Raw genomic sequence first — 17,527 nt, forward strand, 5'->3', positions numbered from 1 at the left:
GGCTGGCGCTTATGGGTTTGCTGACGCCCGGCGCGGCAGTTTCCAGCCCGGGCGGATGTAGTGGCAGGTGTATCCGTAGGGGTAGCGCTGCAGGTAATCCTGGTGCTCGGGTTCGGCTTCCCAGAATGCTCCGGCCGGGCTGACTTCGGTCACCACTTTGCCCGGCCACAGGCCCGAGGCCTCGACATCGGCAATGGTGTCCAACGCGATTCGCCGCTGCTCGTCGTCCAGGTAGAAGATGGCCGACCGGTAGCTGGTCCCGACGTCGTTACCCTGCCGGTTCCTGGTGGTCGGATCGTGGATCTGGAAGAAGAATTCCAGCAGGGTGCGATAGTCGGTGACCGCCGGATCGTAGACGATTTCGACGGCCTCGGCGTGGTTGCCGTGGTTGCGATAGGTGGCGTTGGGGGTCTCGCCGCCGCTGTAGCCGACGCGGGTCGAGGTGACACCGGGCTGGCGGCGGATCAGGTCCTGCATGCCCCAGAAGCATCCGCCGGCCAGGATTGCCGTGTTTGTCGTCATTGCAGTCTCTCCTTCGGTGGGGTCGTCAAGGGCCCTCGATCCGAGGTTAGTTGCGGCTGGCCGACATCGCCCAGAGCCAGACCACGCAGTCGGGGTCGATGCCGCCGGCTCCATGATCGCCGCTGCCGGATGGCCCGGCATGGACCGGCTCCAGTTCGGCCGCGGCGGCCCGTTCGGACGGTTGGATATCGGGTTCACTGCTCGGACGCGACAGCTCCGCCGGGACACGGGCAGGCTGCGGCGCCCGTACCGGTCGCCTGGTTGCCAACCGCCTGGAGGGCCACCAGTTGGCGTTACCGACCAACACCGCAAGCGAGGGCACGGTGATCGTGCGGACCAGGAAGGTGTCCAGCAGCAAGCCGACGCCGATGATGAAGCCTGCCTGGACCATGGTGCTGATGCTGGCGAACAGCATGCCGAACATCGACGCGGCGAAGATGATCCCGGCGGAGGTGATCACGCCTCCCGTCGTGCCGACGGTGCGGATGACCCCGGAGCGGATGCCGTTAGGGGACTCGTCGCGGATCCGCGACACCAACAGCATGTTGTAATCCGCGCCGACGGCGACCAACACGATGAACGCCATCCCCGGGACGCTCCACCCCAGAGGCTGGCCACCGATGAGCTGGAATGCGATCACCCCGACGCCCAGCGCCGACAGATACGAAACAACCACGGAGGCAACCAAATACAGCGGCGCAATGACCGCCCGTAGCAGCATGATCAAGATGAACAGCACCACGGCGATGGTCACCACGATGATGAACCGGATGTCGTGGTTGTAGTAGTCGCGCATCTGGGCATACGTCGGGGTGGTGCCGGACATCGCGATCGACGCATCGGCCAGTGACGTATTGGGCTGGGCGCTGCGAGCGGCGTCGACGATCGCCTTGTCCTGGTCGAAGGCCGCGGTGCTGAACGGATCCAGTTTCGACTGGACCAGGTAGCGCACCGCGTGCCCGTCCGGGGACACGAAGATCGATGCCAGGTCTTTGAATCGGGCGTCGTTCATCGCTTCCGGCGGGATGTAGAAGCCGGACATGCCGGGTTTCGAGGCGTTGAGCTTCATCGACAGCAGCAATGCGGCGGCGTCGGAGAGGCCGCGGCCCATCTGTCTGGTCTGCTCGGTCAGTTGCTGCACGCCGTCGGCCACCCGCTGGCTTCCGTCGGCCAACGCGTTGGCGCCTTGCTGCATTTCGGCCAGTTTCTGCTGCAACCCACCGGGGTTGCCCAGGCCCAGGGACCGAATCGTCTGGACCGCCTGGTTCAGCGACGCTCGCATGGCCTGCAGCGTGCCGATCAGATTCTGCACATCCGGGGTGGCCTGCAGCTGCCGGGCGACGTCGGCGATCTGGTCGAACGCGCCGGCATTGCGGGCATTGACGAGCAGTTGTAGTTGGTCCCGGGCAGTGGCGCAGGCGGGATCGGTGGTGCAGACCGGGCTGGCGTTGAGCCCGGCCAGCACCGGGCCAGCCATGTTGAACACCTCCTCGAGGCTGCCGGCGTTGCTGCGCAGGCTCGCGGCCAGTTGCTGGATCTGCTGAAGTGTCTCGCTGGCGTTGACTTGGTTCTGCACCCGCGACACCTCGCCGACCAGACCGTTGATCACCGCGATCGCCTGGTTGACCTGGCCGGTGATCGCGGCCAGGGCGTCGGCGAGCTTGCGGGAGCCGGTGGTCAGCGCGTCCAGGTCGCCGTTGGCGCCGGCGATCTGTTTCGACGCATCCGACAGCTTCCCGCCGACCTCGCCGGCCTGATAGCTGAGCTTGGCTTCCTCGAGTGGTGCACCCTTGGGCCGCGTGATACCGCGGACCATGGCGATGTCGGGCAGCTGGCTGACCCGCTGGGCCATTTGCTCGAGGTCGGCCAGGGCCTGCGGATTGCGCAGATCGTGCGGTGAGTGGACGTAAATGTATTGCGGGATGGTCGAACTCGGCGAGAAGTGGCGGTTCATCGCTTCATACCCGACGTTGCTTTCCACGCCGGACGGCAACGCGGCGCGTGCGTCGTAGGTGTAGCGCACCAGGGACGCGCAGCTGGCCAGCGCGATCAGCACCACCAGGCTGGCCGTCAGGTGTGCGATCGGGCGCCGGACGATGTGCACTCCCGAGCGCCGCCACAACCGGCTGGTGAGGTCTCGTCTCGGTGCGATCCACCCGCGCCGCCCGGCGAGCACCATGACGGCCGGCAGCAGGGTGACCGCGGCCAGGAATGCGATCGCGATCGACACCGCCAAGGCGGGCCCGACCGTGGAGAACACCCCCAGGCGGGTGAACGTCATGCAGACGAAGGTGACCGCGACGGTCGCCGCGGAGGCCGCGATCACCTTGCCGATGGACGTCAGGCCGCGGGCAACGGCCCGGTCGGAATCCATTCCGCGGCGCAGGCATTCGTGGTAGCGGCTGATCAGGAACACCGCGTAATCGGTGCCGGCGCCGATCATCATCGCGGTCATGAACACCACGGTCTGATCCGAGATGCCCAACCCGACCCGGGCCAGGCCGGCGACGACTTGTTGAGCCGTCACCAGTGACAAGCCGATCGTCAGCAACGGCAGCAACATGGTGACGGGGTTGCGGTAGACCACCAGCAGGATCAACAGCACCATGACGATGGTCGCCGTCTCGATCACCTGCAGATCGCGCTGCCCGATCGCGGACATGTCGGCGATGGTGGCCGGGAGCCCGGTCAGGTTCGCGGTCAGCGAGGACCCCGCCACGGTGTGCTTGACCATGTCGGCCACCCGGGTGTAGGCCGCGGTGGACTGCGGCGAGCCCAGTTCGCCGGCGATGCTGACCGGGATGAACCACGCTTTGTGGTCCTTGCTCTCCACGACTTCGCGCAGCGCAGGTGCGCTGATGAAATCCTGTACCGCGACGACGTCGCGAGTGTCGTGGCGCAGCCGGTCGACCAGTGTGCGGTAGACCTCTTCGTCGGCCTGGCTCAGCCCGTGCTCGTCGGTGAGCACCACCACGGCGACGTTTTGCGATCCCGGTTCGTGAAACGCCTCGGCCATCTGCTTGGCGGTGACCATCACGGGCGCGTCCTCGGGCAGGATCTCCACGGTGTGCTCGCGGACCACCTGCGTCAGGGGCGGCAACGTCAGGGACAGCGCGGCTGCCAGCGCGACCCAGAAACCGATGACGATCAGCGGCCGGCGCACCACCAGGCGGGCCAATCCGGGGAAGATACCGCCGGTCGGCAAGCCGAGGTTGGGGTCGCGACGCAGCACTTCGGACTTTGTCCGGGCTATGCCTTGGCGTCAAACACGCACGGGAACAATGAGATCCGCCCGTCTGCCGCCGAGTCGGCAACGCGGCGCGACACCCGGGACGTCATGCTAGGGCAAAGCACGATGAGTCTCTCCTGACTGTTCGTCGGTTGATGGACACAGGGTGGCTGCTCGGTCTGGGCTACCCGCAAATGCGCGGTCATTAACGTGGCGGCCCGGTCCGAACCGGCAGCGCCTCATGGCGCTGGATGCGGTTGTGACGGCCGGTCGGCGGGTAGATAACGGGCGATCCTTGCATCAAGGCAGCATGTTCGGCGACGGAAGACGACGGAAGGTGGCAGTCATGCGAACCACGACGTGCGCGGTGCCGTTGACCGTGTGGGTCGGCACGACGATGTACACCTTTGCCCCCGGCCGCGACATCATTGTCGGTCGCGACATCCGGTCGGACATCTGCCTCGACGGGCCGGACAGTACCTGGGTCTCCCGCGAGCACTTCGTGCTGCGGTTCGACGGCGGCCACTGGGCGGTGATCGACCGCAGCCGAAACGGCACCTATCTGGACGGCGTGCGGGTGTCCGCGGCGATCATCCGTAGTGGTCAGCACATCACCGCCGGTGATCCGCAGCGGGGGCCACGGCTGGTCTTCCAGGTCGGCGTCCCGCCCGGCGCGGCGGTACCGGGCGCCTGGGTCGGCCCGGCTCTGCCGTCGTCCGCAGCGCCGGGTCGGCAGCCCGAGCCGCCGCCGGTCCCGCCGAATCCGCCGCCGACTCAAGCACCGACGCTGCCCGGGTTTCCGGCGATCCGGCTTCAGCGCCCCCAGCCGGAGTCCTGTGAGCCGCCGCCCGCCGACCCAGCCCCGGCGGTCGATGCCCCGATGGTGAATCCGACTGGCGAACTGGCCGAACGCGACGCGGCGACCGTCGAGCCTCCCGCCGAGCCGGGCTCCGACGAATCCACCGAACATCTGCGGCAATTAGCACCGACGCCGGCAAAGTCACCGGAAAGCGACCACAACCCGGCCCGACGGCTCATCGGCAGGCTGCGCACCTGGTTACGCGACCCGCACACGCCGGCCCGACCGAAACCGGCGAATCAGCAGGACGCCGAGCGGCCGGCCGACGTCGACGAGCCGGAGCGAACCCTCGGTTGGGAGATTCGGGACAAAGGCAGCGGTAGCGACACCACGTTGGTGCGCCGCCCGACTGCGGCGGGCGGCGATGTGACGGCTGACGGGCTCGGCCTCGTCGTTGACGGCCATCAGCTGCTGACCGATGTCTGCTTCACCGCTCGTCCGGGCACGCTGACCGCGGTCATCGGCCCGCCGGGCGCCGGCAAATCAAGCTTGATCGCGCTGCTGAGCGGGGCGGCCCGGCCCACGTCCGGCCTGGTGACCTGCGACGGCCACAATCTGCATGCCGACGACCCCTCGATGCGGTCACGCATCGCGGTGGTGCCGCACCACGACGTCATGCACCATCAGCTCGCTGTCGAGCAGATTTTGGGCTACGCCGCCGAGCTGCGGTTGCCGCCGGACACCTCGGCCGCGGAACGCCGTGCGGCGGTCAACCGGGTCATCGACGAGGCCAACCTCGGCGCCCAGCGTGCGGTCAAGGCCGGCAACCTTTCCGCCGGCGAGCGCAAGCGCGTGTCGGTGGCGATCGAATTGCTCACCGGGCCGTCGCTGGTGGTATTCGAGGAGCCGAGCGGCAAGCCGGATCGCGGGTTGGACCGTCAGGTGATGACGACGGCGCGCCGACTCGCCGATGCCGGCCGCGTCGTCGTGGTGGCGACCCACTCGCTGGCCGCACTGAACCTGTGCGACCAGGTGTTGCTGCTCGCCTCCGGCGAGGTCGCCTTCGCCGGGCCACCGGCGGACATCGAGCAGGCGGTGAGCAAAGCCCGCTGGTCGCACGCCTTTCCGCCGGGAGGCGCCGACGGCGGAGGCGACGCCGCCCCGACCGACCAGCAAGGCGACACACCCGAACAGCCGCCGGAAACTCCCGGCGAGGCGCCCGAACGCGGCAGCCGCACCAGCCTGTGGCGCCAAACCTCCATGCTGATCCGCCGTCAGGTGCGGCTGATCGCCGCCGACCGCGGCTACCTCGTCGCGATGGCGGTCTTGCCGGTGGTCTTCGGGGCGCTGTCGCTGTCGGTACCGCACCGGGACGACCCGTATGAAGTTGGGCAGCTCCTGGTGGTGCTCAACAGCGGTGCGGTCGTGATGGGCGTCGCGTCGACCATTCGCGACCTGGTTGTCGAGCGGGGTATCTTCCGCCGCGAGCACTCCGTCGGGTTAGCGGTGCCCGCGTATGTGGCCGCTAAGCTCCTCGTTTTCGGCCTCGTCGCGGTCGTCCAGACCGCTGCGTTGACAGCCATCGTCGCGGTGGGGAAGACCGCCCCCGCCCGGGGAACCGTGTTGCCCGATCACCCCTTCGTCGAGCTGTACCTGACGTTGGCGGCGACGGCCGTCGTCTCGGCCGTCGCCGGCCTGACGCTATCCGCGCTGGCCGAGCACCGGCGGGAGCTCCCGGCGCTGTTCCTGCTGGCGAGCCTGGTGGCGGTCGTGTTCGCGGGCGGCATGTTCCCGCTAGCCCACCGCGTCGGCCTCAACCAGCTCTCCTGGCTGGTGCCATCGCGATGGGGCTTTGCCGCTTCGGCGTCCACCATGGACCTGGGCGCGATCGGTCTGCCGGGCACTCCGCACGAGCTTTGGACGCATTCGCCGAGCTGGTGGCTCTCGGCCATGGGCATACTGCTCGTCTTCGGCGCGCTGTGGACGGGTGCCCTGAGCTGGCGGCTGCGGATGGTCAGCCGCGGCTGACGGCCGCACCCGCGGTGCGCGTCGAGTTCGCCGACCTCGGACGTCGTACGATTCGCCTCATCTCGCCCCATCTCGCCTTATCGACCGAAACACACGGACGGCAGCCGCCGGGCCGTCCTGAGGAGCTAACGTGACCGGCCCGGTGTTCAGCCGCGACGAATTGGCCGCGGCATTCGGCGAATTCGAGCAGACCGTCGCCCGCGCGGCGCAGACCCGCGACTGGGACGGCTGGGTCGCCCAGTACACGCCGGACGTCGAATACATCGAGCATGCCGCGGGCACAATGCACGGCCGCGAGCAGGTGCGCGCCTGGATTCAGGAAACGATGTCGACCTTCCCCGGCAGTCACATGGTGGCGTTTCCGTCGTTGTGGTCGGTGATCGACGAGTCCACCGGCCGCATCATCATGGAGCTGGACAACCCGATGCGCGACCCCGGTGACGGCAGCGTGGTCAGCGCGACGAACATCTCGATCATCACCTACGCCGGCGACGGCCAATGGTGCCGCCAGGAAGACATCTACAACCCGCTGCGCTTCTTGAAGGCGGGACTGACGTGGTGCCGCAAGGCGCAAGCGCTGGGAACCCTGGACGAGGACGCGGCGCAGTGGATGCAACGGTACGGGGGACCCCAATGAGCACCAAGCCCAAGCCCAAGCTGGTTATCGGAGCCAACGGCTTCCTGGGGTCACATGTGACCCGCCGACTCGTCGAGGCCGGCGAGCAGGTGCGGGCGATGGTGCGCCCCACCGCCACTACCCGGTCGATCGACGACCTGGAGGTCACCCGATTTCACGGCGACGTCTTCGACACCGCGGTGCTGCGCGAGGCGATGGGCGGCTGCGACGACGTCTACTACTGCGTGGTCGACACCCGCGCCTGGTTGCGCGATCCGTCACCGCTGTTTCGCACCAACGTCGAAGGCCTGCGCAACGTCTTGGATGTGGCCGTCGAAAAGCCGATCGCCGCGGGCCTGCACAGGTTCGTCTTCACCAGCACCTATGCCACGGTGGGCCGCCGCCATGGGCACGTGGCGACCGAGGCCGACGTCGTCGACGTGCGGCGGGTGAGTCCCTACGTCCAATCACGGGTTGCGGCCGAAAACCTGGTGATGCGGTACGTGTCGCAGGCGGGGCTGCCGGCGGTCGCACTGTGCGTCTCGACGACCTACGGCAGCGGAGACTGGGGCCGCACACCCCATGGCGCCTTCATTGCCGGCGCGGTTTTCGGCAAGTTGCCGTTCCTGATGACCGGGATCGACCTGGAAGCCGTGGGTGTCGACGATGCCGCCGCAGCGATGATCCTGGCGGCCGAGCGCGGCCGCAACGGCGAGCGCTACCTGGTCTCGGAGAAGATGATCGCGTTGACCGAGGTGGTGCGGATAGCGGCGGCGGAAGCCGGCGTATCGCCGCCGCGACGCTCGATCTCGGCGCCGGTGCTCTATGCGCTGGGTGCGCTGGGCAGCCTGCGGGCACGGCTCACCGGCAAAGATGCCGAACTGAGCCTGCAGTCGGTGCGGATGATGCGCGCCGAGGCAGAACTCGATCACGGCAAGGCGGTTCGCGAGTTGGGCTGGCAGCCGCGCCCGGTCGAGGAATCGATTCGCCAGGCCGCCCGATTCTGGGCCGCGATGCGCGCGGTCGGGCCGAACACCAAGACCGCGTCATCCGAATAGCCAGACTCCTCAAAGCCCCAGACAGATGGGCAAAGTCGCCGTTGACCTCACCGGGCCGCCGCAGACCATGCTGGCGACCCTGTACGCCAAGGCGCTCGACGCCGACCGGCCGCATCCGATCCTGGGCGATCGCTATGCCAAGGAGGTCGTCGAGCGTATCGACTACGACTGGTCACAAACCTCCATCACCGCACGCAACTGCGCGGCGGTGACGACGCGGACGGCGCACTTGGACAGCTGGGTCCGGCAATTCCTGGCCCTGCATCCCGCAGCCGTCGTGCTGCACCTCGGGTGCGGGCTGGACGGTCGATATTTCCGGCTGCAGCCGGGCCCGGCGGTGCAGTGGTACGACGTCGACCACCCCGAGGTCGCCGCGCTGTTCACCCAGCTGTACCCCACGGCGGCCCGCCACCACGTCGTCGCCGCGTCGGTCACCGATCCGGCCTGGCTCGCCGACATTCCGAACGACTGGCCCGCGCTGATGATCGGCGAGGGACTGACCATGTATCTGAGCGAACCGGACGGGGTTGGGTTACTGCGACGCGTGGTCGACCGGTTTCCCTCCGGTGAGTTGCAGTTCGACGCGTTCAACCGGCTGGGCATCAAGTCGCAGTGGATGAACACCGTGGTGCGCCGATCCGGATCGACGCTGCGCTGGGGTATCGACGGGCCCGACGACATCCTGCGGGCGGTGCCCGGCACCCGGCTGCTGGCCTGGGTTCGCTGGTTCGAATCGGACACCTTCGCGCGGCTGCCGCGCGCCTACCGGGTGCTGGGCCGGCTGATGTCGCGGGTTCCGGCACTGGCCAACATGTCGCAGTATCACCGCTACGCGTTCGGTCGGGAATGTTGATCGCCGGCCGGCGTTGAAAACCTCATGAGCCACCCGAAAGTCTCAGAACCCAGCGCAGGGCATCCCATCACCATCGAACCGGCCACCGGCCGGGTACAGGTCCGCATCCACGGTGAACTCATCGCGGACACGACCGCGGCGCTGGAATTGCGGGAGGCCACTTTGCCTGCGGTGCACTATATTCCGCTGGCTGACGTCGCCCAGGAAAGGCTGACCCGCACCGACACGCACAGCTACTGCCCGTTCAAGGGACAGGCCAGCTATTACAGCGTGGCCACCTCGGCCGGCGACACCGTGGCGGATGCGATCTGGACCTACGAACAGCCCTATCCCGCGGTGGCCGCGATAGCCGGGCACGTCGCGTTCTATCCCGACAAGGCCGACATCAGCGTCGAGCCGGCGTAGCACCCGCTCAGGGAAACACCTTTGCCAACGACTGGGTATCGCTATATTCGCGCAGCGACACGATCTGGCCGTCGTGGCATTCGAAGATGCAAACGAACGGGCTGTCGTAGCGGGTGCCGTCGGCGGTGACGCCGTCGACCTCGCCCTCGATGACAACCGTCTCGCCTTCGTTGACGCATCGCACCAGTTCGATGTTGACCTCGAACTTCTTTTTGCGGCGCTCCACCGCGCGGCGCAGCGTCGCCTTATCGATCGCCGAACGCGTGGCGATGCTCCAGTAGCTGAAGTCGTCGCTGAGCAAGGCGAAGCCCTCGTCGAGGTCTCCGCCCTCGGACATGCTCTGCATGAACATCCATGCCAGTTCGGCCTGTGGGTCGTCGAACGGCGTCATCACATCGCCATCCTGTCCCGGCAGGGCGATAGCGGTCAATCGAGGCCCCGCTCGCGGTTCGCACGCCGGAGTCGTGGCAGGCTCAGGTGATCAGCGCACGCACAGTCACCTTCCCCGGCGCGGCGGGCTTCGGCCACACCCTGGCGCCATTGCGCCGCGGCCGCGGCGATCCCTGCTTTCGCATCCCCGGTGACGGCACGATCTGGCGCACCAGCCTGCTGGCCAGCGGGCCGGTTACGGCGCGGATCAGCCGGGCGGCCGCCGACTCGGCCCACTGCGTGGCGTGGGGCCCCGGCGCCGAACAGTTCCTCGAGTTGCTGCCGGCGATGCTGGGCGCCGACGACGACGCCGCGGATTTCCTGCCGAGTGAGCCGACGGTCGCGGCCGCGCACCGGCGGCTGCCGCACCTGCGTCTGGGCCGCACCGGGCAGGTGCTGGAGGCGTTGATTCCGGCGGTCATCGAGCAGCGGGTCCCCGGCGCCGACGCCTTCCGGTCGTGGCGTGTGCTGGTGACCAAATACGGCACACCGGCCCCCGGGCCGGCGCCCGAGGGCATGCGGGTGCCGCCGTCGGCGCAGGCCTGGCGGCACATCCCGTCCTGGGAGTTCCACCGCGCCAACGTCGACCCGGGTCGGGCCCGGACGGTCGTGAGCTGCGCACGGCGGGCGGCGTCGCTGGAGCGGTTGACCGCGGTGCCCGCCGCGCAGGCGCGCGCGGCCCTGACGTCGCTGCCCGGAGTCGGCGTGTGGACCGCGGCCGAGACGGCGCAGCGGGCCTTCGGCGACCCCGACGCGGTGTCGGTGGGCGACTACCACATGCCGAAAATGATCGGCTGGACGCTGCTGGGCTATCCGGTCGACGACGCCGGCATGCTCGAGCTGCTGGAGCCGATGCGGCCGCACCGGCATCGGGTGGTCCGGCTGCTCGAAGCCAGCGGCCTGGCCTACGAGCCACGCCGCGGGCCGCGACTGCCGGTGCAGCAAATCCACTCGCTGTAGCGCCCGCAGACCCCGTGTGAGGGCCGCCGCCGTCGGGTATCCCTGCCAGGACATGACCGTAGGCGAACTTCAGGGGGCTGATCGATGACACAGTTCACCATTCCGGGATTGACCGACAAGCAGGGCACGCGACTCGCCGAACTCCTGCAGAAGCAGCTGAGCACCTACAACGACCTACATCTGACGCTCAAGCACATCCACTGGAACGTGGTGGGGCCCAACTTCATCGGCGTGCACGAGATGATCGACCCGCAGGTCGAGTCGGTGCGCGGCTACGCCGACGAGGTGGCCGAACGAATCGCCGCCCTGGGCGCGTCGCCGCAGGGCACCCCGGGAGCGATCATCAAGGATCGCAGCTGGGACGACTACTCGGTTGGCCGCGACTGCGTGCAGGCACATCTGGCCGCGCTGGACCTGGTCTACACCGGCGTGATCGAAGACATCCGCCAGGCCATCGACGAGACCGAGGAACTCGACCGCGTCACCCAGGACATGCTGATCGCGCACGCCGCGGATCTGGAGAAGTTCCAGTGGTTCGTCCGGGCGCACCTGGAGAACGCCGGCGGCAAACTGACCCACGACGGCTCGGCGACCGAACGTGACGCCGCCAGCACCGCACGGCGGCGGTCCTAACCGGGCGGCGCCTTGCGCGCGCGTTCGGCTCGTTCCGCTCGTTCCGCCTGGGCGGCTTCGCGGTTCAACCGCTGCGCTTCGTAGATGGTGACGTTGGTGCGCGACATCAGCAATGCGGCGATCCCGACGGCCAGGATCGCCCCGGGCACCACCGAGAACGAGCCGGTCATCTCCGCGACCATGATCATGATCGCCAGCGGTGCCCGCGCCACGCTGCCGAAACACGCCATCATGCCGACCACCACGAAGATTCCCGGGGCATCGGGCACGCCCGGTATCCCGGAGAGCTCCCCCAGCCGCCAGATCGCGGCGCCGACGAACGCGCCGATGACGATGCCGGGCCCGAACAGCCCGCCCGAACCGCCGGTGCCGATCGATAGCGAGGTGGCGATGATCTTGGCGATCGGCAGCACGACGATGATCCACAACGGGATGCTCATCAGCGATCCGCGGTCGGCGGCCAGCTGCGCCCAGCCGTAGCCGCTGCTCAGGATTTGCGGGATCAGCAGCCCCAGCAACCCGACCAGCAGCCCGCCGACGGCCGGCTTGATCACCGGCCCGCCGGGAAGCCGGCGGGTGAGCGCCACGGAGGCGTGGAAGGTGCGGGCATAGAGGTAGCCGACGGCCGCGGCGATCAGCCCGATCACGACGAACCACAACAGCGGCCATGCCCGCTCGAAGCGGTATTCGGCGTCGATGTAGCCGAACAGCGGGTCGAATCCCAGGAAGGCGCCGAGCACCGCATACGCGGTCCCGGAGGTGATGAAGCCGGGCAGCAGGCTGCGATAGTCGAAATCGTCGCGGTAGCTGATCGACGCCGCCAGCACCGCTCCGCCCAGTGGGGCGGCGAAGATGGCGCCGATGCCCGCGCCGATACCTAGCGCCACCGCAATCCGGCCATCCTCGTCGGCCAGGCCCAGCCGCCGCGTCAGCAACGAGCAGAAACCGGCCGAGATCTGCGCCGTCGGCCCCTCACGCCCGCCGGAACCCCCCGACCCGATGGTCAGCGCGCTGGCCACCATCTTCACCAGCACCGCCCGCCCGCGGATGGCTCGCGGATCGGTGTGGACCGCCTCGATGGCCTCGTCGGTGCCGTGACCGGTGGCTTCCGGTGCGAACTTGGCCACGATGAAGGCCGAGAGCAGCGCCCCGCCCGTCGTCACCAGCGGAATGGCCCATGGGCGGGCGAAACCGCTGGACCCGCGGCTACCGCCCTCGCCCAGCGGAGTCGGAATGTGGTAGTCGGCGAGATAGCCGAGCAGGAACTCGCCGGTGTACTTCAGCGCCAGATAAAACACCACAGCGCCCAGGCCCGCGATGACGCCGATCGTGATGCCCAGCAACAACCACTTGCGCAAATAGCCGGCACTTCTGATCGATGCGCCGAATCGCCCGCCGGCGGCAGCGGGCGGCGCCTCTCGGGGTTCCGGGGCGTCCGGTGTCGGGTCGTTCACCGCGCGAGCCTCGCAAGCATCAGGTCATCCTATGACAACCGGGAATAAGTGGACTCTGGTCCGGTTATTCCGGGTAGTTCTTGATCGGAGTTCCCGAAGAGGAGGTAGGAATGCCCGCTGTAACCGCCGATACGTTGACCCTGCCGCGGGTGGCTGGCCCCGGTGCCGACGCGACCGAGCGGCCGGTCCGCTCCATCACGTCCGGCCCGCGAGGCTACGAGGGCGAGGGGTTTCCCGTTGTCCGGGCGTTCGCCGGCATCGGCACCGCCGCGCTGGACCCGTTTGTGCATATGGACCAGATCGGTGAGGTGGACTACCAGCCGGGCGAGCCCCGGGGCACCGACTGGCATCCGCACCGGGGCTTCGAAACCGTCACCTACATGATCGACGGAAAGCTCGCGCACCAGGATTCCTACGGAGGCGGCGGCCTGATCACCGACGGCGCGACGCAGTGGATGACGGCGGGATCGGGCATCTTGCATATCGAGACCCCGCCCGTCGACACCGTGAAGCGCGGCGGAATCTTCCACGGCGTCCAGTTGTGGGTGAACCTGCCGAAGAAGGACAAGTTCGCCCAGCCTCGCTACCAGGCTATCGAGGGCGGCGACGTCACGCTGATCGCCTCGGGCGACGGCGGAGCCCTGGTCCGCATTATCGCCGGGGAGATCGACGGCCACCGTGGACCCGGGAGCACCCACACGCCGATCACGCTGGCGCACGCCACGATCGCACCCGGCGCCCGGCTGAACATCGGTTGGCGACGGGATTTCAATTCGCTGGTCTATGTGCTGTCCGGACGCGGCTCGGTCGGCGTGGCCGGACACCCGATTCACCGGGGTCAGTTGGCGGTGATGGGCCCCGGTGACCGGATCACCGTGACCGCCGGCCCGACGCCGGATGCCCACCGGACAACCGCTCTTGACGTGCTGCTGCTGGGCGGGCGACCAATCCGCGAGCCGGTATTCCACTACGGGCCCTTCGTGATGAACACCCGGGCAGAAGTGATCGAGGCGCTGGAGGACTACCAGGCTGGCAAGTTTCGTAGCATCCCGCAGAACGCGCTGATGCCGCACCGTGGCGGTGGCACACTCTAGGCATGCCGCCCACCGCCGCACGTCGCGGCCCCGGACGTCCGCCTGCCGCAAAATCGGACGAGACGCGACGGCGTATCGTCAGCGCCGCCCGGCAGGTGTTCAGTGAACGTGGTTACGACGGCGCGACCTTCCAGGCGATCGCCGTACGCGCCGACCTGACCCGGCCGGCCATCAACCATTACTTCGCCAGCAAGCGGGTGCTGTACCGGGAAGTGGTGGACCAAACCAGCGAGCTGGTCGTCATCGCCGGTATCGAGCGGGCACGGCGCGAGCCGACGCTGCTGCGGCGGCTGGCCGCGTTCATCACCGTGGCGATGGAGGCGGACGAGAAAAACCCGTCCACCGCTGCGTTCTTGGCTACCGCCGTGCTCGAGTCGCAGCGGCATCCGGACTTGGGGCGATCCGAAAACGACCCGGTCGCCAGCTCCCGAAAATTCCTGATCTGGGCGGTCCATGATGCCGTTGAGCGCGGCGAATTGATCGCCGGTATCCAGGTCGCTCCATTGGCCGAGGCGCTGTTGCTCGTCTTGTGCGGAGTCGGCTTCTATGCCGGCTTCGTGGGCAGCTACCGGGAGATGGCGGACATCATCGCGGCGCTGCGGCAGTTGATGGCCGGCACGCTCTGGACGTCGGAGGCTTGACCGCCAGTCGCCGATCGGCGGCAGTGACCTGGGCCACAAAGTGTATAGGTTGCCTAACTTATTAGGTAGCATTGGCCGCGTATGACTGATCCGGCCGGTGTTTCCCTGGTTTGCTTTCCCGGTTTACCTCCGGCCCCGCCGCTGGGACGAATCCCATGGTCTCGCACCACTTTTCGCCGGCCCAACGAGAGATCCGCTAGAGAACGGGAGCATGCGAATGAGCACTCTGCGTACCCATGACGACACCTGGGACATCAGAACCAGCGTCGGCGCCACCGCGGTGATGGTGGCCGCGGCGCGGGCCGTCGAAACCCAACAGCCCGCCCCGCTGATCCGCGACCCGTACGCCAAATTGCTGGTCACCAGCGCCAACGCCGGTGTCCTGTGGGAGGCGATGCTCGACGAGCAGATGGTTGCCAAGATGGCGGCTCTCGACGCCGAGACCGCGGCGACCGTCCAGCACATGCGCAACTACCAGGCCGTGCGGACCAACTTCTTCGACACCTACTTCGCCGACGCGGTCGCCGACGGGATCCGTCAGGTCGTCATTCTGGCCTCGGGACTGGATTCCCGCGCTTACCGGCTGGATTGGCCCGCCGGGACGACGGTCTACGAGATCGATCAGCCCCAGGTTCTTGCCTATAAGTCCGCGACGCTGGCGGGAAACGGGGTGACGCCGTCGGCCGTTCGCCGCGAGGTGCCGATCGACCTGCGCCAGGATTGGCCTGCCGCGCTGCGCGCCGCCGGTTTCGACTCGACGGCCCGGACCGCCTGGCTGGCCGAGGGGCTGTTGATGTACCTGCCCGCCGACGCCCAGGACCGGCTGTTCACCCAGATCGGTGAGCTCAGCCCGCCGGGGAGCCTGATCGCCGCCGAAACTGCCGGCAACCACGCCGACGAACGGCGCGCACAGATGCGGGAGCGATTCAAGAAGGTGGCCGAGACGCTGGGCCTGGAGGAGACCGTCGATGTGCAGGAGCTCATCTACCACGACCCCGACCGGGCCATAGTCGCCGAGTGGCTCAACGAACACGGTTGGCGCGCCACCGCACACAACGCCGGCGACGAGATGCGCCGGGTGGGCCGCTGGGTCGAAGGCGTCCCGATGGCCGACGACAAGGATGCGTTCTCCGAGTTCGTGACGGCGGAGCGGTTGTAATGCCGCGCACCGCGGACGACTCCTGGGACATTGCGACCAGCGTGGGGCCAGTCGGATCCTGCCCGAGCGGCCGTTGCAGCAAAGCTTTCAAAGCCACGGCTGGTCGACGGCGGCTGGGTTAGTCTGAGGCCCCACCCGGTCACCCGGTAAGGAAGTGTCGCATGGACCTCGACGCCGCGGTCAGCACGGTAGCCCTCGTATCCGCAACCACCAGACGCTTTCCCTTGTCTTCCATTTCCGCGGGTGACCCACCCCATCAGGCGGGCTCGGACTAACCGCCAAAGCCGGGGTTGTGGCCGTGTCGACCCGGAGCGCCGACGGTCACGGTCTGCTGCCTGGCACGCCGGGCCCTGTTGGCCGTGGCGAGGTATCGGGGCGCCGGATCGCCCCGGACGCCGACTCAAACTCGTTCGCGCTGACGCTGGCGCTGCTGACCTCGACGGCGTTCCTGCTTTTCGCGCAGATCTTCATGGTTGCCCCGATCCTGCCGGCGCTGGCACGCGACTTCGGCAGCGGCGAGGGCATGGTCGGCCTCGGGGTGCCCGCGTTCCTGGTGCCCTACGGGTGGACGGTCCTGGTGTGGGGCACGGTATCGGACCGGTGGGGACGCCGTCGTGTCATCCTCATGTCGCTGTGCGCCTTCGTGGTCCTGACGGCAGCCACCCCGCTGGCAACCAATGTCGGGGAATTCATCGCGCTTCGATTCGTGACCGGGGTTGCCGCCGGCGGCGTGGTGCCGATCAGCGTGGCATTGATCGGCGACCTGGTGCCGTACCGGCGCCGAGGCCGGGTGCTGGGATGGGTCTTCGGTGGAGCGGCCGGTGGTATGGCCTTCGGCGCGGCCGGCGGCGCGCTGGGAGAACCGCTGGTCGGCTGGCACGGGTTGTTCGGTGTGGTCGCCGCCTGCGGACTGGTGCTGTTGGTGCTGGGTTTGTGGTTGGTTCCCGACACCGCCTCGGCCCCGCGCGCGTCATCGATCCGCCAGGTCGCGGCCGGATTCGCGGAGCTGCTGAGCACCTCCCGCGGTCGCCGGACCTACGGCTACGTGCTGGTCAACGCGGTGTTGCACGCCGGGGTCTACACCTGGCTGGGGGTCTATCTGCATGACCACGTTCAACTTGACGAGGAGCAGATCGGGCTGGTGCTGCTCGGCTACGGCATCCCGGGCCTGGTGCTCAGCCCCGCCATCGGCCGACTGGCCGATCGCTACGGGCGGGCGCGCGTCATCCCGCTCGGGTTGACCCTGACCGCCGCCTGTGCCGCGGTGTTCGCCAGTGAGCCGTCGTTGGTATTCCTCCAAGCCGCCGTTGTCTCGCTGTCGCTCGGGTACGACATGACCCAACCAGCCCTGGTCGTCATCGTCACCGACCTTCCCGGGCAGCGTGGGCAGGCGATCGGGCTCAACTCCTGCGTCCTGTGGGTTGGTATGGGGATTGGCAGCCTTGTCTTCCAGGCCGTCCTGCTGCCGCTCGGCTTCTCCGGCGCCTTCGCCTGGTTTGCGGGTTTCTCGCTGCTCGCCGGTGCGGTCGCGATACCGCTGTTTCGTGCCGAGCGACCTCCGAGCGGTAGCGCAGTGTCACCCGTCGCGCCGGTGTAGCGCTGATCCGGCAGGATCTTTCCTACCTATTCCTGCCGTAACCGCATGAC

15 protein-coding genes are annotated in these 17,527 nt (G+C 68.1%); 11 read left to right on the forward strand and 4 right to left on the reverse strand.

Annotation, left to right across the window (positions count from 1 at the left end):
• Positions 1–9 precede the first annotated feature (9 nt).
• Together msrA and B4U45_RS15265 are read right to left on the reverse strand one after the other, a co-directional pair.
• Positions 10–522 (reverse strand): peptide-methionine (S)-S-oxide reductase MsrA, encoded by a 513-nt coding sequence (gene msrA, locus B4U45_RS15260; RefSeq protein ID WP_075545088.1) that lies wholly within the window; start codon positions 520–522, stop codon positions 10–12.
• Positions 523–568: 46 nt separating this feature from the next.
• On the reverse strand, positions 569–3,754 hold the full coding sequence (locus B4U45_RS15265) for an MMPL/RND family transporter (RefSeq protein WP_075545089.1): 3,186 nt from the start codon (positions 3,752–3,754) through the stop codon (positions 569–571).
• Positions 3,755–4,097: 343 nt separating this feature from the next.
• Here B4U45_RS15265 and B4U45_RS15270 point away from each other — a divergent pair, with 343 nt between their 5' ends.
• The 5 genes from B4U45_RS15270 (at position 4,098) to B4U45_RS15290 (ending at position 9,510) form a co-directional block, all read left to right on the forward strand.
• Complete coding sequence (locus B4U45_RS15270) at positions 4,098–6,578, forward strand: ATP-binding cassette domain-containing protein (RefSeq protein WP_075545174.1); 2,481 nt, start codon at positions 4,098–4,100, stop codon at positions 6,576–6,578.
• A 130-nt stretch (positions 6,579–6,708) separates the two neighbouring features.
• Entirely contained in the window at positions 6,709–7,215 is a 507-nt protein-coding gene (locus B4U45_RS15275) for a nuclear transport factor 2 family protein (RefSeq protein ID WP_075545090.1), read from the forward strand.
• Positions 7,212–8,252 carry an NAD-dependent epimerase/dehydratase family protein gene (locus tag B4U45_RS15280; protein ID WP_219859430.1) on the forward strand — a complete coding sequence of 347 codons (1,041 nt, stop codon included), beginning with the start codon at positions 7,212–7,214 and terminating at the stop codon, positions 8,250–8,252. The genes B4U45_RS15275 and B4U45_RS15280 overlap by 4 nt, the downstream gene beginning before the upstream one ends.
• A gap of 25 nt (positions 8,253–8,277) precedes the next feature.
• On the forward strand, positions 8,278–9,105 hold the full coding sequence (locus B4U45_RS15285; protein WP_075545092.1) for a class I SAM-dependent methyltransferase: 828 nt from the start codon (positions 8,278–8,280) through the stop codon (positions 9,103–9,105).
• A 24-nt stretch (positions 9,106–9,129) separates the two neighbouring features.
• Entirely contained in the window at positions 9,130–9,510 is a 381-nt protein-coding gene (locus B4U45_RS15290; RefSeq protein WP_075545093.1) for a DUF427 domain-containing protein, read from the forward strand.
• 7 nt (positions 9,511–9,517) lie between these two features.
• Here the strand turns inward: B4U45_RS15290 and B4U45_RS15295 are convergent, their stop codons facing one another.
• The gene (locus B4U45_RS15295; protein ID WP_075545094.1) at positions 9,518–9,901 is read right to left on the reverse strand and encodes a nuclear transport factor 2 family protein; all 384 of its coding nucleotides are present in this window, start codon (positions 9,899–9,901) and stop codon (positions 9,518–9,520) included.
• Positions 9,902–9,987: 86 nt separating this feature from the next.
• Between B4U45_RS15295 and B4U45_RS15300 the strand changes: the two genes are divergently transcribed.
• On the forward strand, positions 9,988–10,899 hold the full coding sequence (locus B4U45_RS15300; protein ID WP_083155316.1) for a DNA-3-methyladenine glycosylase family protein: 912 nt from the start codon (positions 9,988–9,990) through the stop codon (positions 10,897–10,899).
• A gap of 84 nt (positions 10,900–10,983) precedes the next feature.
• The gene (gene dps, locus B4U45_RS15305) at positions 10,984–11,532 is read left to right on the forward strand and encodes a DNA starvation/stationary phase protection protein Dps (protein WP_075545096.1); all 549 of its coding nucleotides are present in this window, start codon (positions 10,984–10,986) and stop codon (positions 11,530–11,532) included.
• On the opposite strand, the gene B4U45_RS15310 is transcribed toward dps, so the two are convergent.
• Positions 11,529–12,986, reverse strand: a complete 1,458-nt coding sequence (locus B4U45_RS15310) for a chloride channel protein (RefSeq protein ID WP_075545097.1) — start codon at positions 12,984–12,986, stop codon at positions 11,529–11,531. The genes dps and B4U45_RS15310 overlap by 4 nt on opposite strands.
• A 110-nt stretch (positions 12,987–13,096) precedes the next feature.
• On the opposite strand from B4U45_RS15310, the gene B4U45_RS15315 reads away from it, so the two are divergent.
• From B4U45_RS15315 to B4U45_RS15330, 4 genes are all read left to right on the forward strand, one after another.
• Entirely contained in the window at positions 13,097–14,080 is a 984-nt protein-coding gene (locus B4U45_RS15315; RefSeq protein ID WP_075545098.1) for a pirin family protein, read from the forward strand.
• 2 nt (positions 14,081–14,082) lie between these two features.
• Positions 14,083–14,721 carry a TetR/AcrR family transcriptional regulator gene (locus B4U45_RS15320; protein WP_099223780.1) on the forward strand — a complete coding sequence of 213 codons (639 nt, stop codon included), beginning with the start codon at positions 14,083–14,085 and terminating at the stop codon, positions 14,719–14,721.
• A gap of 226 nt (positions 14,722–14,947) precedes the next feature.
• The gene (locus B4U45_RS15325; protein WP_099225658.1) at positions 14,948–15,880 is read left to right on the forward strand and encodes a class I SAM-dependent methyltransferase; all 933 of its coding nucleotides are present in this window, start codon (positions 14,948–14,950) and stop codon (positions 15,878–15,880) included.
• A 298-nt stretch (positions 15,881–16,178) separates the two neighbouring features.
• Complete coding sequence (locus B4U45_RS15330; RefSeq protein ID WP_240316550.1) at positions 16,179–17,477, forward strand: MFS transporter; 1,299 nt, start codon at positions 16,179–16,181, stop codon at positions 17,475–17,477.
• Positions 17,478–17,527 lie beyond the last annotated feature (50 nt).

It is taken from the genome of Mycobacterium persicum, from assembly GCF_002086915.1.
GTDB classification, from domain to species: Bacteria; Actinomycetota; Actinomycetes; order Mycobacteriales; family Mycobacteriaceae; genus Mycobacterium; species Mycobacterium persicum.

Bases quoted from the DNA above. Each gene is read 5' to 3' on its own strand.
- B4U45_RS15285 (WP_075545092.1), top strand. From the start codon at position 8,278: ATGGGCAAAGTCGCCGTTGACCTCACCGGGCCGCCGCAGACCATGCTG.
- B4U45_RS15270 (WP_075545174.1), top strand. From the start codon at position 4,098: ATGCGAACCACGACGTGCGCGGTGCCGTTGACCGTGTGGGTCGGCACG.
- msrA (WP_075545088.1), bottom strand. From the start codon at position 522: ATGACGACAAACACGGCAATCCTGGCCGGCGGATGCTTCTGGGGCATG.
- dps (WP_075545096.1), top strand. From the start codon at position 10,984: ATGACACAGTTCACCATTCCGGGATTGACCGACAAGCAGGGCACGCGA.
- B4U45_RS15295 (WP_075545094.1), bottom strand. From the start codon at position 9,901: ATGACGCCGTTCGACGACCCACAGGCCGAACTGGCATGGATGTTCATG.
- B4U45_RS15315 (WP_075545098.1), top strand. From the start codon at position 13,097: ATGCCCGCTGTAACCGCCGATACGTTGACCCTGCCGCGGGTGGCTGGC.
- B4U45_RS15280 (WP_219859430.1), top strand. From the start codon at position 7,212: ATGAGCACCAAGCCCAAGCCCAAGCTGGTTATCGGAGCCAACGGCTTC.
- B4U45_RS15290 (WP_075545093.1), top strand. From the start codon at position 9,130: ATGAGCCACCCGAAAGTCTCAGAACCCAGCGCAGGGCATCCCATCACC.
- B4U45_RS15320 (WP_099223780.1), top strand. From the start codon at position 14,083: ATGCCGCCCACCGCCGCACGTCGCGGCCCCGGACGTCCGCCTGCCGCA.